16 protein-coding genes and 1 pseudogene are annotated in these 18,255 nt (G+C 67.4%); 8 read left to right on the top strand and 9 right to left on the bottom strand.

The window, feature by feature from the left end; translation table 11 throughout:
* The first annotated feature begins 49 nt into the window (after positions 1 to 49).
* Genes WS66_RS10260 through WS66_RS10250 form a run of 3 tightly spaced genes read left to right on the top strand, consistent with a single transcriptional unit; the run spans position 50 to position 5,369 of the window.
* Entirely contained in the window at positions 50 to 3,262 is a 3,213-nt protein-coding gene (locus tag WS66_RS10260; RefSeq protein WP_059601393.1) for an efflux RND transporter permease subunit, read from the top strand.
* Positions 3,262 to 3,945 carry a heavy metal response regulator transcription factor IrlR gene (gene irlR / locus WS66_RS10255; RefSeq protein ID WP_059601395.1) on the top strand — a complete coding sequence of 228 codons (684 nt, stop codon included), beginning with the start codon at positions 3,262 to 3,264 and terminating at the stop codon, positions 3,943 to 3,945. Before WS66_RS10260 ends, irlR begins: the two co-directional genes overlap by 1 nt.
* Entirely contained in the window at positions 3,942 to 5,369 is a 1,428-nt protein-coding gene (locus WS66_RS10250; RefSeq protein WP_059601397.1) for a heavy metal sensor histidine kinase, read from the top strand. The genes irlR and WS66_RS10250 overlap by 4 nt, the downstream gene beginning before the upstream one ends.
* 94 nt (positions 5,370 to 5,463) lie before the next feature.
* Here WS66_RS10250 and WS66_RS10245 read toward each other — a convergent pair whose 3' ends face one another.
* Positions 5,464 to 5,748: a DUF4148 domain-containing protein gene (locus WS66_RS10245; RefSeq protein WP_059601399.1), complete on the bottom strand. Its 285-nt coding sequence runs from the start codon at positions 5,746 to 5,748 to the stop codon at positions 5,464 to 5,466.
* 383 nt (positions 5,749 to 6,131) lie between these two features.
* On the opposite strand from WS66_RS10245, the gene WS66_RS34360 reads away from it, so the two are divergent.
* Entirely contained in the window at positions 6,132 to 6,290 is a 159-nt protein-coding gene (locus tag WS66_RS34360) for a hypothetical protein (RefSeq protein ID WP_236872890.1), read from the top strand.
* Positions 6,291 to 6,494: 204 nt separating this feature from the next.
* Here the strand turns inward: WS66_RS34360 and WS66_RS10235 are convergent.
* Positions 6,495 to 6,785 (bottom strand): annotated as a pseudogene (locus tag WS66_RS10235) (porin); the annotation flags it as partial.
* 101 nt (positions 6,786 to 6,886) lie between these two features.
* Between WS66_RS10235 and WS66_RS10230 the strand changes: the two are divergent.
* Together WS66_RS10230 and WS66_RS10225 are read left to right on the top strand one after the other, a co-directional pair.
* Positions 6,887 to 7,231: a DUF4148 domain-containing protein gene (locus tag WS66_RS10230; protein WP_236872936.1), complete on the top strand. Its 345-nt coding sequence runs from the start codon at positions 6,887 to 6,889 to the stop codon at positions 7,229 to 7,231.
* 33 nt (positions 7,232 to 7,264) lie between these two features.
* Positions 7,265 to 7,762 carry a hypothetical protein gene (locus tag WS66_RS10225; protein WP_236872889.1) on the top strand — a complete coding sequence of 166 codons (498 nt, stop codon included), beginning with the start codon at positions 7,265 to 7,267 and terminating at the stop codon, positions 7,760 to 7,762.
* Between the two features lie 10 nt (positions 7,763 to 7,772).
* Here WS66_RS10225 and WS66_RS10220 read toward each other — a convergent pair whose 3' ends face one another.
* Both WS66_RS10220 and WS66_RS10215 read right to left on the bottom strand, forming a co-directional pair.
* Complete coding sequence (locus WS66_RS10220; RefSeq protein WP_059601409.1) at positions 7,773 to 8,498, bottom strand: ZIP family metal transporter; 726 nt, start codon at positions 8,496 to 8,498, stop codon at positions 7,773 to 7,775.
* A 154-nt stretch (positions 8,499 to 8,652) separates the two neighbouring features.
* The gene (locus WS66_RS10215) at positions 8,653 to 9,948 is read right to left on the bottom strand and encodes an O-acetylhomoserine aminocarboxypropyltransferase/cysteine synthase family protein (protein WP_059450495.1); all 1,296 of its coding nucleotides are present in this window, start codon (positions 9,946 to 9,948) and stop codon (positions 8,653 to 8,655) included.
* A 133-nt stretch (positions 9,949 to 10,081) separates the two neighbouring features.
* Between WS66_RS10215 and WS66_RS10210 the strand changes: the two genes are divergently transcribed.
* Entirely contained in the window at positions 10,082 to 10,750 is a 669-nt protein-coding gene (locus tag WS66_RS10210) for an O-methyltransferase (RefSeq protein WP_059601411.1), read from the top strand.
* A gap of 108 nt (positions 10,751 to 10,858) precedes the next feature.
* Here the strand turns inward: WS66_RS10210 and WS66_RS10205 are convergent, their stop codons facing one another.
* The 3 genes from WS66_RS10205 to WS66_RS10195 form a co-directional block, all read right to left on the bottom strand.
* On the bottom strand, positions 10,859 to 11,674 hold the full coding sequence (locus tag WS66_RS10205) for a nucleotidyltransferase domain-containing protein (protein WP_059601413.1): 816 nt from the start codon (positions 11,672 to 11,674) through the stop codon (positions 10,859 to 10,861).
* A 56-nt stretch (positions 11,675 to 11,730) separates the two neighbouring features.
* Positions 11,731 to 12,954 (bottom strand): RtcB family protein, encoded by a 1,224-nt coding sequence (locus tag WS66_RS10200; protein WP_059601825.1) that lies wholly within the window; start codon positions 12,952 to 12,954, stop codon positions 11,731 to 11,733.
* 62 nt (positions 12,955 to 13,016) lie between these two features.
* A complete protein-coding gene (locus WS66_RS10195) occupies positions 13,017 to 14,156 on the bottom strand; it encodes a slipin family protein (protein ID WP_059601827.1) in 1,140 nt (379 codons plus the stop codon).
* A 668-nt stretch (positions 14,157 to 14,824) separates the two neighbouring features.
* On the opposite strand from WS66_RS10195, the gene rtcR reads away from it, so the two are divergent.
* The gene (gene rtcR / locus WS66_RS10190) at positions 14,825 to 16,441 is read left to right on the top strand and encodes an RNA repair transcriptional activator RtcR (RefSeq protein WP_059601414.1); all 1,617 of its coding nucleotides are present in this window, start codon (positions 14,825 to 14,827) and stop codon (positions 16,439 to 16,441) included.
* A gap of 84 nt (positions 16,442 to 16,525) precedes the next feature.
* Here rtcR and WS66_RS10185 read toward each other — a convergent pair whose 3' ends face one another.
* Positions 16,526 to 17,152 (bottom strand): LysE family translocator, encoded by a 627-nt coding sequence (locus WS66_RS10185; RefSeq protein WP_059601416.1) that lies wholly within the window; start codon positions 17,150 to 17,152, stop codon positions 16,526 to 16,528.
* A 129-nt stretch (positions 17,153 to 17,281) separates the two neighbouring features.
* Positions 17,282 to 18,190, bottom strand: coding sequence for a LysR substrate-binding domain-containing protein (locus WS66_RS10180; RefSeq protein WP_059601419.1), 909 nt, complete (start codon positions 18,188 to 18,190; stop codon positions 17,282 to 17,284).
* Positions 18,191 to 18,255 lie beyond the last annotated feature (65 nt).

The following is an 18,255-nucleotide window of genomic DNA, read 5'->3' as shown; positions in this document are numbered from 1 at the left end:
GCACCGACGGCCCACGCAGTGGCCGGTCCCCGCCTCAAGGAATCCTGCCATGTTTGAACGCCTGATCCGCTTTGCGATTGCGCACCGCTGGCTCGTGATGCTGGCGATCGCGGCCGTGGCCGCGCTGGGCGTGTTCAGCTACCAGAAGCTGCCGATCGATGCGGTGCCCGACATCACCAACGTGCAGGTGCAGATCAACACGGCCGCGCCCGGCTACTCGCCGCTCGAGGCCGAGCAGCGCATCACCTACCCGGTCGAGACGGTGATGGCCGGGCTGCCGGGCCTCGAACAGACGCGCTCGATTTCGCGCTACGGGCTGTCGCAGGTCACGGTGATCTTCAAGGACGGCACCGACATCTATTTCGCGCGGCAGCTCGTCAACGAGCGCATCCAGGAAGCGAAGGACAAGCTGCCGGCCGGCATCGCGCCCGCGATGGGACCGACGTCGACCGGCCTCGGCGAGATCTACCTGTGGACGGTCGAGGCCGACGCCACCGCACGCAAGCCCGACGGCACGCGCTATACGGCGGCCGACCTGCGCGAGCTGCAGGACTGGGTCATCCGGCCGCAGCTGCGCAACGTGCGCGGCGTGACCGAGGTGAACTCGATCGGCGGCTACGTGAAGGAATACCGCGTCGCGCCCAATCCGGCGAAGCTGATGTCGTACGGGCTGACGCTCGCCGACGTCGTGCGCGCGCTGGAGCGCAACAACGACAACGTCGGCGCCGGCTACATCGAAAAGCGCGGCGAACAGTATCTCGTGCGCGTGCCGGGCCAGGCGCGCACCGTCGACGACATCGCGAACATCGTGCTGACCAACGTCGGCGGCGTGCCGGTGCGGATGAAGGAGGTCGGGCAGGTCGACATCGGCCGCGAGCTGCGTACCGGCGCCGCGACGTCGAACGGCGAGGAGGTCGTGCTCGGCACGGTGTTCATGCTGATGGGCGAGAACAGCCGCTCCGTTGCGAAGGCCGTCGCCGCGAAGATGGAGGACGTGAACCGCACGCTGCCGGCCGGCGTGAAGGCGATTCCCGTGTACGACCGCACGGTGCTCGTCGAGAAAGCCGTCGCGACGGTGAAGAAGAACCTGCTCGAAGGCGCGGTGCTGGTGATTGCCGTGCTGTTCCTGTTCCTCGGCAACATCCGCGCGGCGCTGATCACCGCGCTCGTGATTCCGCTGTCGATGCTGATGACTTTCACCGGCATGGTCAACGCGAAGGTGAGCGCGAACCTGATGAGCCTCGGTGCGCTCGACTTCGGGATCATCGTCGACGGCGCGGTGGTGATCGTCGAGAACTGCGTGCGGCGGCTCGCGCATGCTCAGTCGGCGGTCGGGCGGCCGCTCACGCGCGACGAGCGCTTTTCGGAAGTGTTCGGCGCGTCGCAGGAAGCGCGGCGCGCGTTGATCTTCGGGCAACTGATCATCATGGTGGTGTACCTGCCGATCTTTGCGCTGACCGGCGTCGAAGGCAAGATGTTCCATCCGATGGCCGTGACCGTCGTGATGGCACTCGCGGCCGCGATGGTGCTGACCGTCACGTTCATTCCGGCGGCCGTCGCGTTGTTCATCGGCGAGCGGGTCGAGGAGAAGGAGAACCGGCTGATGGGTTGGGCGCGGCGCGCGTACGAGCCGGTGCTCGCCGCGTTCATGACGCGCCCCGCGCGCGTGATGCTCGGCGCCGGTGCGATCGTGCTGGCAACGCTCGGGCTCGCGACGCGGCTCGGCAGCGAGTTCATCCCGAGCCTGAACGAGGGCGATCTCGCGGTCGCCGCGCTGCGGATTCCCGGCACGAGCCTGTCGCAGTCGGTCGAGATGCAGAAGGCGATCGAGAAGACGTTGAAGGCGCGCTTCCCGGAAATCGAGCGCGTGTTCGCGCGCACCGGCACGGCCGAGATCGCGGCAGATCCGATGCCGCCGAACCTGTCTGACGGCTACATCATGCTGAAACCGGCCGACCAGTGGCCCGACCCGAAGAAGCCGCGCGATCGGCTCGTGCGCGAGATCGAGGCGGCGCTCGCGGAACTGCCGGGCAACGCGTACGAGTTCTCGCAGCCGATCCAGCTGCGCTTCAACGAGCTGATCTCGGGCGTGCGCAGCGACGTCGCGGTGAAGATCTTCGGCGACGACATGGCGGTGCTGAACCAGACCGGCGAGCAGATCGCGGCCGCGCTGCAGAAGGTGCCGGGCGCTTCCGAAGTGAAAGTCGAGCAGACCACCGGCCTGCCCGTGCTGACCGTCAACCTGGACCGCGACAAGCTCGCGCGCTACGGCGTGACGGTCGCCGACCTGCAGGATACGGTGGCCGCGGCCGTCGGCGGGCAGAAGGCGGGGACGCTGTTCCAGGGCGACCGGCGCTTCGACATCGTCGTGCGGCTGCCGGACGAGCTGCGCTCCGACATCGAGGCGATCAAGCGGCTGCCGATCGCGCTGCCCGCGCCGGCCGCGGGCGCCAGCGCGCCGCTCGCGCAGGCGCCGTACGTGCCGCTTGCCGAACTCGCGACGATCGAGGTCGCGCCGGGCCCGAACCAGATCAGCCGCGAGGACGGCAAGCGGCGCGTCGTCGTCAGCGCGAACGTGCGTGGCCGCGACGTCGGCTCGTTCGTCGCCGACGCGCGCGAGCAGCTGCAGCAGGACGTGCGCGTGCCGGCCGGCTACTGGGTGTCGTGGGGCGGCCAGTTCGAGCAGTTGCAGAGTGCGAGCGAGCGGCTGAAGCTCGTCGTGCCGCTCGCGCTGTTCATGGTGTTCGTGCTGCTGTTCGTGATGTTCAACAACGTGAAGGACGGGCTGCTGGTGTTCACCGGCATTCCGTTCGCGCTGAGCGGCGGCGTGGTGTCGCTGTGGCTGCGCGGGATTCCGCTGTCGATCACAGCCGCGGTCGGCTTCATCGCGCTGTCGGGCGTTGCCGTGCTCAACGGCCTCGTGATGATCTCGTTCATCCGCAACCTGCGCGACGAAGGGATGCCGCTCGACGCGGCCGTGCGCGAAGGCGCGCTCACGCGGCTGCGGCCCGTGCTGATGACCGCGCTCGTCGCGTCGCTCGGCTTCCTGCCGATGGCGTTCGCGACCGGCACCGGCGCCGAGGTGCAGCGCCCGCTTGCGACGGTCGTGATCGGCGGTATCCTGTCGTCCACGGCGCTGACGCTGCTGGTGCTGCCGGTGCTGTACCGCGTGAGCCACGCGGTGTCGTGGCGCGCGGTCTTGCGCGGCGGGTTCGGCGCGGGCGTGCTGCGGCGGCTGGGTTTCTTCAAGGGTAATGCGTGATGCGAATTCTGATTGTCGAGGATGAACCGAAAACGGGCGCCTATCTGCGCAAGGGCCTGACCGAAGCCGGCTATGTCGTCGACTGGGTGGAGGACGGCATCACGGGCCAGCACCAGGCCGAGACCGAGGAGTACGACCTGCTCGTGCTCGACGTGATGCTGCCGGGGCAGGACGGCTGGACGCTGCTGCAGAACCTGCGCCGCAGCAAGTCGACGCCCGTGTTGTTCCTCACCGCGCGCGACGACGTCGGCGATCGCGTGAAGGGGCTCGAACTCGGCGCCGATGATTACCTGGCCAAGCCTTTCGACTTCGTCGAACTCACCGCGCGCATCAAGTCGATTTTGCGGCGCGGCCAGCCGCGCGATTCGAACACGCTGCGCGTGGCCGATCTCGAACTCGACCTGACGCGCCGCAAGGCCACGCGGCAGCGCGACACGATCCTGCTGACCGCGAAGGAATTCGCGCTGCTGTGGCTGCTGATGCGTCGCGAAGGCGAGATCCTGCCGCGTGCGACGATCGCGTCGCAGGTGTGGGACATGAACTTCAACAGCGATACGAACGTCGTCGATTCCGCGATCCGGCGACTGCGCTCGAAGATCGACGACGCCTATGAACCGAAGCTGATCCACACCGTGCGCGGGATGGGCTACGTGCTCGAAGTGCGCAACGGCGCGGCGAAATGATCGCGCGCCTGCTGCCGCGCACGCTGCGCGGACGCCTGACCGCGCTGATCATCCTGTCGACGTCGGTGATCCTCGCATCGAGCGGCGTCGCGCTGTACGAGGCGTTGAGCAATCGCATCGAGACGACGGCGGCCGAGCAGATGGCCGGTATTTCGGCCGCGCTGGGCACGCACCTGGCGGAGGCGCGTTCGACGGCCGACGTCGCGCGCAACCCCGATATGTGGGTCGACCAGTTGCATGGGCATCCGAACATGGACCTGGCGATCTACGATGCGGCCGGCACGCGCATCGTCGGCACGCCGGGATTCCGGACCTACGCGCCACTGCTGTCGACGGATGCGGGCCGCCTCCCGGTATTCGTCGCGCCGCCCGGCGTGCGGCACCAGTATCTGGTGATGACCGTGCCGCTCGCCGGCGCGGGCGCGCCCGTCGTGCGCGTCGCGGTGCAGTACGACCGCAGCACCGACATGCTGCTGCTGCGCACGCATGCCTATACGATCGTCGTGATCGAGGTGTTCGGCGTCGTGCTGGCGGCCGCGATCGCATACGGCATCGCCGCGCTCGGGCTGAGCCCGCTTCGGCGCTTCGCGGCGCGGGCCGAGCAGATGTCGACGAGCCGCCTGGCCCATCCGCTGCCGGAACTCGATACGTCAGGCGAGCTGAAGGAGCTGGAGCATGCGTTCAACGGGATGCTTGCTCGCCTGGACGAATCGTTTACGCGGTTGAGCCAGTTCTCGTCGAATCTCGCGCACGACATGCGCACGCCGCTCACGAACCTGCAGGCGGCCGCGCAGGTCGTGCTGTCGCAGCCGCGTAGCGCGGACGAATACCGGAGCGTGATCGAGTCGAGCATTGACGAGTATCAGCGGCTGTCGAGGATGATCGAAGACATGCTGTTCCTCGCGCGCTCGGAGCAGGCCGGCACGTCGATCGACGTGCGGCGGCTCGATGCGGCCGAGGAAGCCTCGCGTGTCGCCGGCTATTACGAGCCGCTTGCGGAGGATGCGGGTGTGTCGGTGAAGGTCGACGGTTACGCATGGGTCGATGCGGATCTCACGCTGTACCAGCGCGCGTTGAGCAACCTGCTGTCCAATGCGCTGGCGTACGCACCGCGCGGCAGCGTCGTGACGATCGATTGTTCGGAACAGGCCGGCGCGACGACGATCGCCGTATCGGATACGGGGCCGGGCATCGATGCGCAGCATGTCGCGCGGATTTTCGAGCGCTTCTATCGCGTCGATCCGTCGCGGCACAACTCGGCGTCGGGGACGGGCCTCGGCCTCGCGATCGTCCGGTCGATCATGAACAATCATGGCGGCGAATGCGGCGTCGACAGCGATCCCGGCCGGCGCACGACATTCTGGCTGCGCTTTCCGCAGCGGCCGCCGGTCGCGCCGAACACGGTGCCGGCGGCCCATGCTTGAGATCGCACGCCGGCACGGCCGCGCGTTCGCTGCGATACGGCAGCGCGCGGCACGCTGCCTGCGATTGCGCGGCAGCGCCCGCGCCTGACCGCCATCAGCGGGTCGCGAGGCTGTCGTGATTGTCGGCCTGCGGCGCCTTCTCGCCGGCATGTACCGAAAGCCCGTGAAGCTCCTTGTTGCGCGCGACGATCTCGCTGGCCGGCGGGTACTGCGTCTTGCTCGTCGGCACCACGCCGTCGTGCTGCGCCTGCTTCAGTTCGTTGATGACTTGTGCGCGGGTCTTGCCCTGCGTTTGAGTTTGCGCGAACGCGGCTTGCGAGGCGATGCCGAGCGACAGCGTCGCGGTGACGAACAGGGCAGCGAGTTTGACCGTTTTCATTGAGTTCTCCTTGGTGAGGCCGCCGGGTGGCGATCCATGGACCCAGTATGCGAAAACAGCCGAGCGTGACGGTGATCGGCAGATGAAAAATCCGTCAGATTGCGTGGCGGCGTGTGCAACGTGCGGGCCGCGCCGACATGACGCAATCGTCATGTTCGGGTCATGCGTGCGATGAGCGGAAAGCGGAGCATGGCGCATGCCGACGGCCGATGGTGTCGACGGCATGCGCACCGTTCGCCGCGCCGGCATGGAAGGCGGGCGGTCTCGTTTCGACTTTCGTTCCGGACCCAACCGTGGATCGCCTCGCCATTCGCCTGTCGTTGTTTGCCCTGCTGATTGCCCCGTTGGTCGCCGGTTGCGCTTCATCCCGTCCCGATACCGGAATGGCCGGATCGTCCGCACCGAAGGCCGAGCGCAATTCAGTGCCGACCGGCCTGATGCCCGGCGAGCAGATCGACTATGCGGGGCATCGCTGCGGCAATCCGAACTTCTACGTGAAGACCCATCCGTGCCTGTTCCCGAAACGCAACGTCACGCGTTGATCCGTCAGGCGTACGAAAAAAGGCCCGGCACACGCGGTGTCCGGGCCGAACGCGTAATCGTGCCGTGTGACAGCGATCCGCTTGCGTGGATTGCAACGGGCATCGCCCGTCGCGCATTCGATCGTAGCGACACGATCCATCGCGAACCTGATCGGAAGATGAAATTTTCGTCACGTATGTGCCCACGCGTTGCCGCTGTCCCGATCAGAAGCGATGGCGCAGCCCGAGATTGACGGTCCGTTGCGTGCGCGTGCCGTCGTAGCCGTAGGAGCCGATCGACGCCTGCGCCGTCTGCGTGCCGTCGTCGAACGTGCGTTGCTCGACGTTCGCGCGTTGCCACGCGCCGACCGCATAGAGATCGGTGCGTTTCGACAGCACGTAGTCCGCGCCGGCGGACACCTGGTGATAGGTAGCGCTCGTATCGCCACGGGCTTTCGTGTAGCGGTAGCCGACGCCGATGAGCAGGCTCGCGCTCGCCGGATAGTTGAAGAAGCCGCTGTCGTCCGCGCGTCATGCGTGCCGAAGCATCCCGTTGATTTGCTTCGCACTACGATCAATGGAGAAGCGCGCGATGACGAAATCGTCATCCTGTGTTCATGATCGCGCACCGCCGCCGGATCAATCTTGGAACTCACGTTACCCATTCCGGACAAGGAGCCAATTTCATGAACATGCGACGACCCCTGATTTCGATCGCCATTGCCACGCTGTCGATCGCCGCTTTCTCGCAGTCGGTCACCGCGCAGTCCAGGACCCGGCAGGAAGTGCGCCAGGAAATGCTGCGCGCCCGCCACGACGGCGTGATCCCGAGTCCGAAGCACGACTATCCGCCGAGCCCGGCCACCATCGCCCGCAATCAGGAAATCCATCGCTCGACGGTGCATCGCGGCGAATCGGCGCCGGTCGTCGATGCGCATGACGACAGCTTCGCGGTGCGTTGATATTTTTGCGAGGAGGAGTGGACGATGCGCAACATGATGAAAGCGATCCTACTGGCCGCGTGCCTGACGACGACGGGCGCGATGGCGGCCGGCTGGCCGGAACGCGCGCTGTCGCATGCGCCGGAGCACGACATCGGCCGCCGCGCCAGCGAACGGATGCGCTGCGAGTTCGCGACCGTGCCGGCGGGCGAGTGGAGCGCGACGTTCACGCGCGGGCAATGCGAAGTCGGGAACGGGCAGCTGACTTTGCTGCCCGCCGCTGCGGGCGCTGCGCCGGCTCCGCTCACCGAGCAGCGGATCGTGCTTCGCGAGGTCCGTACCGCGTCGCATCAGTCGCGCAAACTGAAGGAGCAACTGCAACTGACCACGCGTGACGAAGTGATCGCGCTGAACGTGCTGACCGACGACGGCAGCCGCAAGTCGCGCGAACATGCGATCGACCTGTGGGCCGCATTGCGCAACGAGGGCGTGACGCCCGTCAACGGCACGCGCATCGTCGATACGTATCCGACGGCCGCGACGACGTGGTGACGCTCGCGCTTCAGCCGGCCTTCACCGAACCTTCGATCAGGAAGAACACGATGAAGCCGATGAAGAATGCGGCGGTTGCAAATGGCGTCTCCGGCACTTCGTGTGCTTCGACCAGCAGTTCCTCGGTGACGAGGTAGAGCAGCGCGACCGTGCCGAGCCCGAGCAACGCCGCGTAGAGATTCGCCGGCAACCCCGCGAACACCGCATTGCCGGCGACGGCAGCGATACTCAGCAGCGCCGCCAGCGCAACGGGCACGACGATCGCGAGCAAGCGGCCGACGCCTGCCGAAGCCAGCACCGCACTGACCGATAGCGCGAGGAACAGCACTTCGAGCGTCAGCGCGATGGTCAGGATGATGCCGCTTTCGTCGCTCGCGGAGAACGCGATGCCGAGCACGAGGCCGTCGACGACGAGATCGATCGCGGTGACGAGGATCAGGCTGACCGGTAGCCGCGCGTCCTCGAAGCGCGTTTCGACCGCGCCGGACAGCGCACGGATCGCGAGCATCAGCGCGAGGCCGAACACGAAGCCGACGACGACCGGAAACAGCGCGTGCGCGCGGTCCTGCGGCAGCAACTCGAGCGCCGCCGCCGCGAACACGATGCCGCCGGTGAAATGCTGGATGACGCTCGACGTTTTCGGGCCCGGTGCGCGCCATGCGGCGGCGAGGGCGCCGAAGCAGGCCGCCAGCAGCGGCGGTAACGTGAGCAGCGCGAGCTTCGCGGTCGGTGTCATGGGGCCTCGGCAGTGGAGCGCGCCGCAGCGGGCGCTGCAGCGCACGGCGGTTTCGTGCCGGGCGTCGCCCCGGCATCAACCGGGGATTGAACACCTTGAAGCCGCTTCAAGGTCAAGACATTTGAAGCGGGCGTGTCGGCACGCCCGCGTCGGGTCACAGCTGCGCGAGCGCCTGGTCGAGATCGGCGAGCAGGTCGTCGATGTGCTCGATGCCGATCGACAGCCGCACCGTTTCCTCCTTCACGCCGGCCTTCGCGAGTTCGGCCGGCGACAGCTGGCGGTGCGTCGTCGAGGCCGGATGCGTGGCGAGCGATTTCGTGTCGCCGATGTTGACGAGCCGCGTGAACAGCTTCAGCGCGTCCTGGAACTTCGCGCCGCCGTCGCGGCCGCCCTTCACGCCGAACGTCAGGATGCCGGGCGCGCGGCCCGACAGGTAGCGCGCGACGAGCGGATGATCCGGGTGATCGGGCAGCCCCGCGTAGTTCACCCACTCGACGTGTTCGTGGCGCGCGAGATGCTGCGCGATCTTCAGCGCGTTGTCGCTGATGCGCTCGACGCGCAGCGCGAGCGTCTCGATGCCCTGCAGGATCTGGAACGCGTTGAACGGCGAGATCGCCGCGCCCATGTTGCGCAGCGGCACGACCCGCGCGCGCCCGATATAGGCGGCAGGCCCGAACGCTTCCGTGTACACGACGCCGTGATAGCTGACGTCGGGCTCGTTGAGCCGCTTGAAGCGGTCCGCGTGCTGCGCCCACGGGAACTTGCCCGAATCGACGATCGCGCCGCCGAGGCTCGTGCCGTGGCCGCCGAGATACTTCGTCAACGAGTGCACGACGATGTCCGCACCGTGTTCGAACGGGCGCAGCAGGTACGGCGACGGCACCGTGTTGTCGACGATCAGCGGGATCCCGTGGCGATGCGCGACTTCCGCGAGCGCGGCGATGTCGGTCACGTTGCCGAGCGGGTTGCCGACCGATTCCGCGAAGATCGCCTTCGTGCGCGCGTCGATCAGCGGCTCGAACGACGCCGGGTCGCGCGGATCGGCGAAGCGCGTCGTGATGCCGTATTGCGGCAGCGTATGCGCGAACAGGTTGTAGGTGCCGCCGTACAGCGAACTGGCGGACACGATGTTGTCGCCGGCTTCGGCGATCGTCTGGATCGCGTACGTGACGGCAGCCTGGCCCGACGCCAGCGCGAGCGCGCCGATGCCGCCCTCGAGCGCGGCGATCCGCTGCTCGAGCACGTCCGTTGTCGGGTTCATGATTCGCGTGTAGATGTTGCCCTGGACCTTCAGGTCGAACAGGTCCGCGCCGTGCTGCGTGTCGTCGAATGCGTACGCAACGGTCTGGTAGATCGGCACCGCGACCGCGCGCGTGGTCGGGTCGGGGCGATAGCCGCCGTGCACGGCGATGGTTTCGAGGCGCCAGTTCGAAGAGGCCTGATCGGTCATGGGTGCTCCGTCTGTTGTTGTCGTGGTCGAGCGATTATAGGAGCAGGTGCGCGGCTGCCCTTAGAACGAATGGTTGGTTGCTTATGGGGCCGTCGCGCATAGAATGCGTTTTTCCGCAGACGAAGGGTGCGCGATGGATCAGAATCAGTGGAACAGGGTGGATGCGTATTTCTCCGCGACGCTCGTGCCGTCCGACGACGTGCTCGACGCCGCGCTTGCGGCCAGCGACGCGGCCGGGCTGCCCGCGATCAACGTCGCGCCGAACCAGGGCAAGCTGCTGCAACTGCTCGCGACGATTCGCGGCGCGCGGCGCATCCTCGAAGTCGGCACGCTCGGCGGCTACAGCACGATCTGGCTCGCGCGCGCGTTGCCGCCGGGCGGCACGCTCGTGACGCTCGAACTGAACCCCGAGCACGCGAAGGTCGCGACGCGGAACATCGCGCGCGCCGGGTTCGCGGAAGCGGTGTCGGTGATCGTCGGCAGCGCGAAAGACAGCCTCGCGCGGCTCGTCGATGCGGGCGAGGCGCCGTTCGACTTCATCTTCATCGATGCGGACAAGGACAACAACGCCGTGTATCTCGACGCGGCGTTGAAGCTGTCGCGGCCGGGCACGGTGATCGTCGTCGACAATGTGGTGCGCGGCGGGCGCGTGGCCGATCCGGACAATCGCGAGCCCGATGCGGTCGGCGTGAGGGAAGGGTTCGCGCGTCTCGCCGCCGAGCCGAAGCTCACGACGACAGCCGTGCAGACGGTCGGGCAGAAGGGCTGGGACGGGTTCTCGATTTCGATCGTCGGCGATTGAGGTGACGGCGGCGCGCGTGTGCGGCGCGCACATTGCTCACCGGCCGCGGCCGGGCGCGTCCCGATGCGGAAACGGCGCGATGCCTGCGGGCATCGCGCCGTTCGTTTTTCACCGACCGTCGACCACGTCGCGCAGGAACCTGTCGAGCATCGCGACGTCGCCCCACGGTCGCTTGTATTCGCGATCGTGTTCGGCATCCGCGAGCATCGTCTCGACGAGCGCGTGGATCGCGGGTCGGCATGGCCCGTATTCGCTTTCGTTCGCGCTCATCTTCAACGCGAGCAACGCATCGAGTTCCGCGCGCACCGCTGGTTCGTGCACGGTGCCGTCGACGAGCGCCGCGAAGCGCATCGGCGGCATGCCGAGCCCCATGTCGATCCAGCGCACTGCGAGCAGCGGCCGAAGCACGTACAGGTACTTCTTGTAACGCACCGTGTCGCCTTGCAGGTAGCCGCGAAAGTTCTTCTTCGCCATCGCGAGGTAGTGATGGCGCCCGCGCACCGGCGAGAAGAACGCCGACGCCAGCGACCTGAGCCGCGGCGCCCAGCGCGCGTCTTCGCGATACACGACAGGCGAGTCGAGCCATTCGAGCAGTGTCGGGTTCGACCGGCGCAGCAGTTGCAGCGCCTTGCGCAACTCCCAGCCGCTTACGTCGAGCTCGTCGTCGAGTGGCCGCTCGATCACGTCGCGTTGCGGTTCGACACTCAGGTACCAGTCGCGCCGGTGCACGTACACGAAGCGCACGTCGTAATCGCTGTCCGGCGATGCGAAGCCCCAGCCGCGGCTGCCCGATTCGCATGCGAACAGCACGCTCACGTCGTGGCGGCGCTCGACTTCCGCGAGTTCCGCCATCACGCGCGCACGCACGGCCGGGTCGACCGGATGTGCGCTGCGCTCGGTTGTCATTGCCTTTTCCGTTTTCATTCTTGTCGTTTCCCTTTCATTGCGCGCGGCCGCCCGGCCTTCGGCCGCGCGCCGCGCTATCCTTTCACGCACACCACCTGGCGCAGCGTGTGCACCACTTCGACGAGGCTGCGCTGTGCCGCCATCACCGCATCGATGTCCTTGTAGGCCATCGGAATCTCGTCGACGACACCCGCGTCCTTCCGGCATTCGACGCCGCGCGTCGCTCTCACCTGGTCGTCGACCGTGAAGCGGCGCTTCGCCTCGGTCCGGCTCATCGAGCGGCCGGCGCCGTGGCTGCACGAACAGAAGCTCTCCGGATTGCCGAGCCCGCGCACGATGAAGCTCTTCGCGCCCATCGAGCCCGGAATGATCCCGAGCTGCCCCTTCTGCGCGGACACCGCGCCCTTGCGGGTCACGAGCACGTCCTCGCCGAAGTGGCGTTCGCGCTGCACGTAGTTGTGGTGGCAGTTCACCGCGTGCTCGTCGACCGCGAACGGTTTCGCGATCACGCCGCGCGCCGCACCGATCACCGCGTCCATCATCGCCTGCCGGTTGCGGCGCGCGTAGTCCTGCGCCCAGCCGACCGCTTCGACGTAATCGTCGAAGTGGCGGCTGCCCTCGGTGAAATACGCGAGGTTGCGATCTGGCAGGTTCGCGACGTGCTGTCGCATGTCGGCCTGCGCGAGCTCGATGAACAGGCTGCCGATCGCGTTGCCGACGCCGCGCGAGCCGCTGTGCAGCATGAACCACACGCGATCGGCTTCGTCGATGCACACCTCGATGAAGTGATTGCCCGTGCCGAGCGTGCCCAGATGCGCATAGTGGTTCGTCTTCTCCAGCTTCGGATACTTGTCGACGATCCGCTGAAAGCCCGGCAGCAGCGACTTCCACGACTCGGTCACGGCGGCCGGCGTGCGATCGCCCCATGCACCCGGATCGCGGCGCCCCGGCACGCGGCCGTGCGGCACCGCGCGTTCGATCGCGCTGCGCAGCCCGCCGAGCGAGTCCGGCAGGTCGGACGCCGTGAGCGTCGTGCGCGCGGCCATCATCCCGCAGCCGATGTCGACGCCGACCGCGGCCGGAATGATCGCGCCTTTCGTCGGGATCACGCTGCCGATCGTCGAGCCCTTGCCGAGGTGGACGTCCGGCATCACCGCGACGTGCCTGAAGATGAACGGCATCTGCGCGGTGTTGCGCAATTGCGCGCGCGCGTCGTCCTCGACCGCGACGCCTTGCGTCCACATCTTCACCGGCTTGCCGTTCGCCAGTTCCATCACCTGATAATCCATGTCAGTCATTTGCTTCACCTGAGTCATTCTTGCGGCGCGGCACCCATGCGCCGCGCCGTTTGCTTCGAGCATCACGCGCCCTTGATGCTGACGAGTCCGTTCAGCACCTGGTCGAGGCCGCCGAACACCGAGATGCGGTCGATCCGTTCCGCGACGCGCTCGAGCGTTTCCAGCTCCTTGAGCCGCAGCGCGGTCGGGTTCTCTTCCATCACCTTCGCGGTGTTCAGCAGCGAACGCGTCGCCGCCGTTTCCTCACGGCGTCGGATCACGTTCGCCTGCGCGGCCTTTTCGGCCTCGACCACCTGCGCGAGGATCGTCTTCATGTCGCCCGGCAGCACGATATCCTTCACGCCGACGCTGCGCACGTCCACGCCCGATTGCTCGAGCCGCGGGCGCACCTGGGCAATCACGATGTCGTCGATCGCCTGCTTGTCCTCCAGCAGCTCGTCGAGCGAGCGCGTGCCGACCGCCGCGCGCAGCGCGAACTGCAGTTCGCGATACAGATGTTCGACCGGCTTCTGCAACTGGCCGAACGCATGCAGCACGTTCGCATAGCGCCACGTTGCCGACAGGTTCAGCCGCAGCGCGACCTTGTCGCGCGTCAGGATTTCCTGGCCGGCGACTTCGAGCGCCTGCAGGCGCAGGTCGACGAGCTCGACCGCGACATCGCGGTTGAAGCGCCAGAACGCTGCGACACCCGCATCCAGCAGCCGCTCGATCTTGCCGTCGATCTTCAGCACACCGACGTGATACGCCGGCACCTGCGCGAGCAGCACGCCCGTCAGGCCCGCCACGCCGCGCGCACGCAGCGCCGGTTGCGCGATGCGCTTCGCGAGCGCGGCCGGCAGCATGCTGTCCTGCGCGAGGTCGACGCGCTCCAGCCGATGGGCGATGAGGCCGCGCCAGTACAGCCGGCGCGTGCCGGGCGGCAGGATCTCGACGAGCACGTCGTCTTCGTAACGCAGGCCCGCTTCGTCGTCGGCCAGATCCATCGCGACGAAGTGTTGCGCGAGCACGTCCTGTGCGTCGTGACGCAGGTAGTCGGCCAATGCCGCGTCGGCGAGCGGCGCGTCGAGACGCGTGGCCTGCACCGACAGACGCTTGAACGGATCGAAGGCCTTGAACACGCCCGGTTCCAGCACCTTCACGAAATCGCCCTCGTTCATCAGCAGCGCGCGTTCGTTCTTTTTCACCACGTGACGCTTCCACATATTCTTGTCCTTTTCTTCAATGGCCGCCGGGCGACACGCATCGCACGGATCGGGGTGCGACGCGATCGGGCGGGCGGCGCGTGGGTCCGGCGCGGCTGCACGCGGCGACGCATCCTGCATCGCGTCGTCGAGCGCATTCGCGCGGGCCGTCCGGCCGCCCGGCCGATCGTGCGGAACCGCAACCGGTCCGACGCGCGGCGGGCCTGTCGGCCCGCACCGGCGGGTACTGCTTCTATCGACAGACCGTCCTTGCGGACGGGGTTCGGACGGGATTCGAACCCGCCACACACCGGCTCGCGCCGGCTGCTCCACCTGAATGAGCTTCCGAACAGTGGGCGCTCCGGGATTCGAACCCGGACAAGGCTGCCTCGCGCGCCCCTTTGCCTTCATCTGTCCATGGCGGCATGCGCTGCCGCGACGAACCAGGTTCGGCGGCGGCGCACCAGCAGGGCTTTGTGAACCCTGGCTCGCGGGCCAGCGGGACATCCGGCGTCTTCTATTTAGCGAGGAGCGTGCCAGCGGGCGGGGCAGGCTGCGGGGAATGCGATCAAGACTTTGAAGAGAAAGGACAATTCATGATTTCCGATGATTGCGGAGGGAAGGCCGCCGTATCGCATCGTCGCCGAGTTCCGATACAATCGGATCGTTTTTTATCCCATGAGATAAACATGCGCAAGACCGTCGCCATCGGCTTTCTCGGCACCGTGCTCGACCAGGGCGGCCGTGCGCCGCGCCGCTACCGCAAGTGGCGGCCGACGGTGTCGCTCTGCATGCAGCCGGACTTCGCGATCGACCGGCTCGAGTTGCTGCATCCGCCTGACTACGCGCGCCTCGCCAATCAGGTGCGCGACGATCTTGCGAACCTGTCGCCGCATACCGAGGTGCGGCTCACGCCGGTCACGATCCACGACCCGTGGGATTTCGAGGAGGTCTACGCGACGCTGCACGACTTTGCGCGCGCCTATCCGTTCGACCTCGACCGCGAGGACTACCTGGTCCACATCACGACCGGCACGCACGTCGCGCAGATCTGCTGGTTCCTGCTGGCGGAGGCGCGCTACCTGCCCGCGCGCCTCGTGCAGACGGGGCCGCCGAAGCAGACAGACGAGGGGCCGAGCGGGCCGGGCACGGTGTCGGTGATCGATCTCGACCTGTCGCGCTACAACCGCATCGCACAGCGCTTCACGCGCGAGCGCGACGAGACGGTGTCGTTCCTGAAGGCGGGCATCGCGACGCGCAACGCGCGCTTCAACGCGCTGATCGAGCAACTGGAGCGCGTGGCCGTGCGCTCACGCGCGCCGATGCTGCTCGTCGGTCCGACGGGCGCCGGCAAGTCGTTTCTCGCGAAACGGGTGTACGAACTGAAGCGCGGCCGCCATCGGCTCGCGGGGCCGTTCATCGAGATCAACTGCGCGACGCTGCGCGGCGACGCGGCGATGTCGACGCTGTTCGGTCACGTGAAGGGCGCGTTCACCGGCGCGCAGTCCGCACGTGCGGGCTTGCTGCGCGCGGCGGACGGCGGCCTGCTGTTTCTCGACGAAATCGGCGAACTCGGGCTCGACGAGCAGGCGATGCTACTGAAGGCGATCGAGGAGAAGCGCTTCCTGCCGGTCGGCGCGGACGTCGAGGTGGCCAGCGATTTCGAGTTGATCGCCGGCACGCACCGCGATTTGCGGCAGATGGTGGCGGCCGGCACGTTCCGCGAGGATCTGTATGCGCGGATCAATCTGTGGACGTACGACTTGCCGGGGTTGGCGCAACGGCGCGAGGACATCGAGCCGAACCTCGAATTCGAGCTCGATCGCTTCGGCCGCGAGCAGGGCGAGCAGGTGCGGTTCAACGTGGAAGCGAAGCGGCGCTATCTCGCGTTCGCGGCATCGCCGCGCGCGGCATGGGCCGGCAACTTCCGCGAGTTGTCCGCATCGGTCACGCGGATGGCGACGCTCGCCGATGCGGGGCGGATTACCGAGACGATTGTTGAGCAGGAGGTCGAGCGACTGACGCGCACGTGGTCGCAGCCGGGCGGCGCAAGTGCGTCGGACGGATGCGTCGACGCGGTATTCGGCGCGCGTGCGGCGGAACTCGACCTGTTCGACCGCGCACAGCTCGAACGCGTGCTCGACGTGTGCCGTGCATCGGCGAGCTTGTCGGAGGCCGGCCGCGCGCTGTTCGCGGTGTCGCGGCAGAACAAGAAGCAGCCGAACGACGCGGACCGGTTGCGCAAGTATCTGGCGCGGTTCGGGCTCGATTGGGACGGCGTGCGGGACGCGCTGGGCGCGAGGTAGTCAGGCGGGCGCCGCATTCAACCGCTCACGCGCGGCAGGCCGTCGAGATCGCACGCGAGCCAGCCGGCCGCGCCGGCGCGCGCGTCAGCGCTGCTGGACCGCGACGCGCAGCCCGAGCGCGATGAAGATCGAGCCGATGATCTTCCCCTGCCAGCGCGTGAGCCACGCAAGCCGCTTCACGAGGCGGCCGAGCGGGCGGATCGAGCACGCGATCAGCGTCGTGTAGAGCGAGCTGAGCACGACGAAGATCAGCCCGAGCACCGCGAACTGCACGAACGTCGAGCCGCGTTCCGGATGCACGAACTGCGGCATGAACGCGAGGAAGAACAGCGCAGTCTTCGGGTTCAGGACTTCGGCGGGAATCGCCTGCAGGTACGCCTTCAGCGGCGTGACGGGCGACACCTTCGGCAGCGACGGATCGGACGGCCTGTCGAGCAGCGCACGCACGCCGAGGTAGATCAGGTACGCGGCGCCGACCACCTTCACGACGTTGAACGCGAGCGCCGACGTCATCAGCAGCGCCGACAGCCCGACCGCCGCGAACAGCGTATGCACGAAGTCGCCGCTCGCGACGCCGAGCCCGGTCAGGATGCCGGTCTTGCGGCCGCCCTGCACGGTGCGGCTCAGCACGAGCAGCACGGCGGGGCCGGGAATCAGGAACAGACCCAGTACGACGGCGGTGAAGGTGGTCAGCGTGGTCAGGTCGAACATGGCGGCTCCGGCAAGGTTGGCGCAGCGGCGAGCGATGATGCGGCGGCGCAAATTTCCCGATCATTCAGTGGTCGATTCGCCAGAATATCAGCGTTTCGGGGCACCCATGCCCGCTCCGCCCGCCGCCCGTCACCCGCCGAGCTCCTCCGCCAGAAAATCCACAAAGGCCCGTATCCGCGCGGACATCTGATGCCGCTGCGCATACACCGCATAAATATCCGCGCTTGGGGTCTCGTAGTCCGGCAGCACGACGACGAGACGCCCGTCGGCCAGATAGTCGCGAATATCCCACTCGGCGCGCATCAGGATCCCGTGTCCGTCGAGCGCCCACTTCACCGCGATCTCGCCGTCGTTCGTCGTCAGGTTGCCGTTGATCCGCACGGCTTCCGTGTTGCGCGCCGCGCCGCGTCCGCTCGTCAGCCGCCAGATCCCGTAGCCTTCGTCGCCCTGCCGGATGCCGATGCAGTTGTGCCGCGTCAGCTCGTGCGGCGTGCCCGGTGTCCCGTGTCGCGCGATATACGCGGGCGCCGCGCACAGCAGCCGCCGGTTCGGCGCGAGGCGCCGCGCGACGACGCGCGTATCGGGCGGCTCGCCGAAGCGGATGCACACGTCGAACGCGTCGTCGGTGAGCGGCGGCGGCATCACCGACAGCTGCAGCTGCACCGACACCTCCGGATAGCGCGCGACGAAGCGCGAGATCGCCGGGCCGACGTGGCTGCGTCCGAAGCCGAGCGTCGCGTTCACGCGCAGCAGCCCCTTCGGCCGCTGCTTCGCGCTGCCGAGCAGTTCGCCCAGCTCGTCCATCTGATCGAGGATCCGGCGCGCGTAGTCGAGATACACGTCGCCCTCGGGGGTCAGCATCATGCGCCGCGTCGTGCGGTTGACGAGCGTCACGCCCGCGCGCCGTTCCATCTGCGTGAGCCGCTTGCTGACGGCCGCCGCGGTCAATCCGAGTTCGCGCGCGGCCGCGCTCAGGCTGCCGGACGCGGCCAGCGTCGAGAAGAAGGCGAGATCGGCCGGCTGGACGGTATCCGTCATGACGGGATTCGTGAATTGAAGTTAAAGATGCTTTGAGTCTAGCACCGGTTCCCGCACTTCCAGTT

Source organism: Burkholderia sp. LA-2-3-30-S1-D2, assembly GCF_001523915.2.
GTDB lineage: Bacteria > Pseudomonadota > Gammaproteobacteria > Burkholderiales > Burkholderiaceae > Burkholderia > Burkholderia diffusa.
Note: the sequence above shows the minus strand (reverse complement) of the source record. Positions and strands in the feature narration are given on the sequence as shown.

Coding starts and splice junctions, on each gene's coding strand:
- WS66_RS10200 (WP_059601825.1), bottom strand. CDS start 12,954: ATGACTGACATGGATTATCAGGTGATGGAACTGGCGAACGGCAAGCCG.
- WS66_RS10195 (WP_059601827.1), bottom strand. CDS start 14,156: ATGTGGAAGCGTCACGTGGTGAAAAAGAACGAACGCGCGCTGCTGATG.
- WS66_RS10180 (WP_059601419.1), bottom strand. CDS start 18,190: ATGACGGATACCGTCCAGCCGGCCGATCTCGCCTTCTTCTCGACGCTG.
- WS66_RS10210 (WP_059601411.1), top strand. CDS start 10,082: ATGGATCAGAATCAGTGGAACAGGGTGGATGCGTATTTCTCCGCGACG.
- WS66_RS10250 (WP_059601397.1), top strand. CDS start 3,942: ATGATCGCGCGCCTGCTGCCGCGCACGCTGCGCGGACGCCTGACCGCG.
- WS66_RS34360 (WP_236872890.1), top strand. CDS start 6,132: ATGGCCGGATCGTCCGCACCGAAGGCCGAGCGCAATTCAGTGCCGACC.
- WS66_RS10185 (WP_059601416.1), bottom strand. CDS start 17,152: ATGTTCGACCTGACCACGCTGACCACCTTCACCGCCGTCGTACTGGGT.
- WS66_RS10230 (WP_236872936.1), top strand. CDS start 6,887: ATGATCGCGCACCGCCGCCGGATCAATCTTGGAACTCACGTTACCCAT.
- WS66_RS10245 (WP_059601399.1), bottom strand. CDS start 5,748: ATGAAAACGGTCAAACTCGCTGCCCTGTTCGTCACCGCGACGCTGTCG.
- rtcR (WP_059601414.1), top strand. CDS start 14,825: ATGCGCAAGACCGTCGCCATCGGCTTTCTCGGCACCGTGCTCGACCAG.
- WS66_RS10260 (WP_059601393.1), top strand. CDS start 50: ATGTTTGAACGCCTGATCCGCTTTGCGATTGCGCACCGCTGGCTCGTG.
- WS66_RS10225 (WP_236872889.1), top strand. CDS start 7,265: ATGATGAAAGCGATCCTACTGGCCGCGTGCCTGACGACGACGGGCGCG.
- WS66_RS10220 (WP_059601409.1), bottom strand. CDS start 8,498: ATGACACCGACCGCGAAGCTCGCGCTGCTCACGTTACCGCCGCTGCTG.
- irlR (WP_059601395.1), top strand. CDS start 3,262: ATGCGAATTCTGATTGTCGAGGATGAACCGAAAACGGGCGCCTATCTG.
- WS66_RS10215 (WP_059450495.1), bottom strand. CDS start 9,948: ATGACCGATCAGGCCTCTTCGAACTGGCGCCTCGAAACCATCGCCGTG.
- WS66_RS10205 (WP_059601413.1), bottom strand. CDS start 11,674: ATGAAAACGGAAAAGGCAATGACAACCGAGCGCAGCGCACATCCGGTC.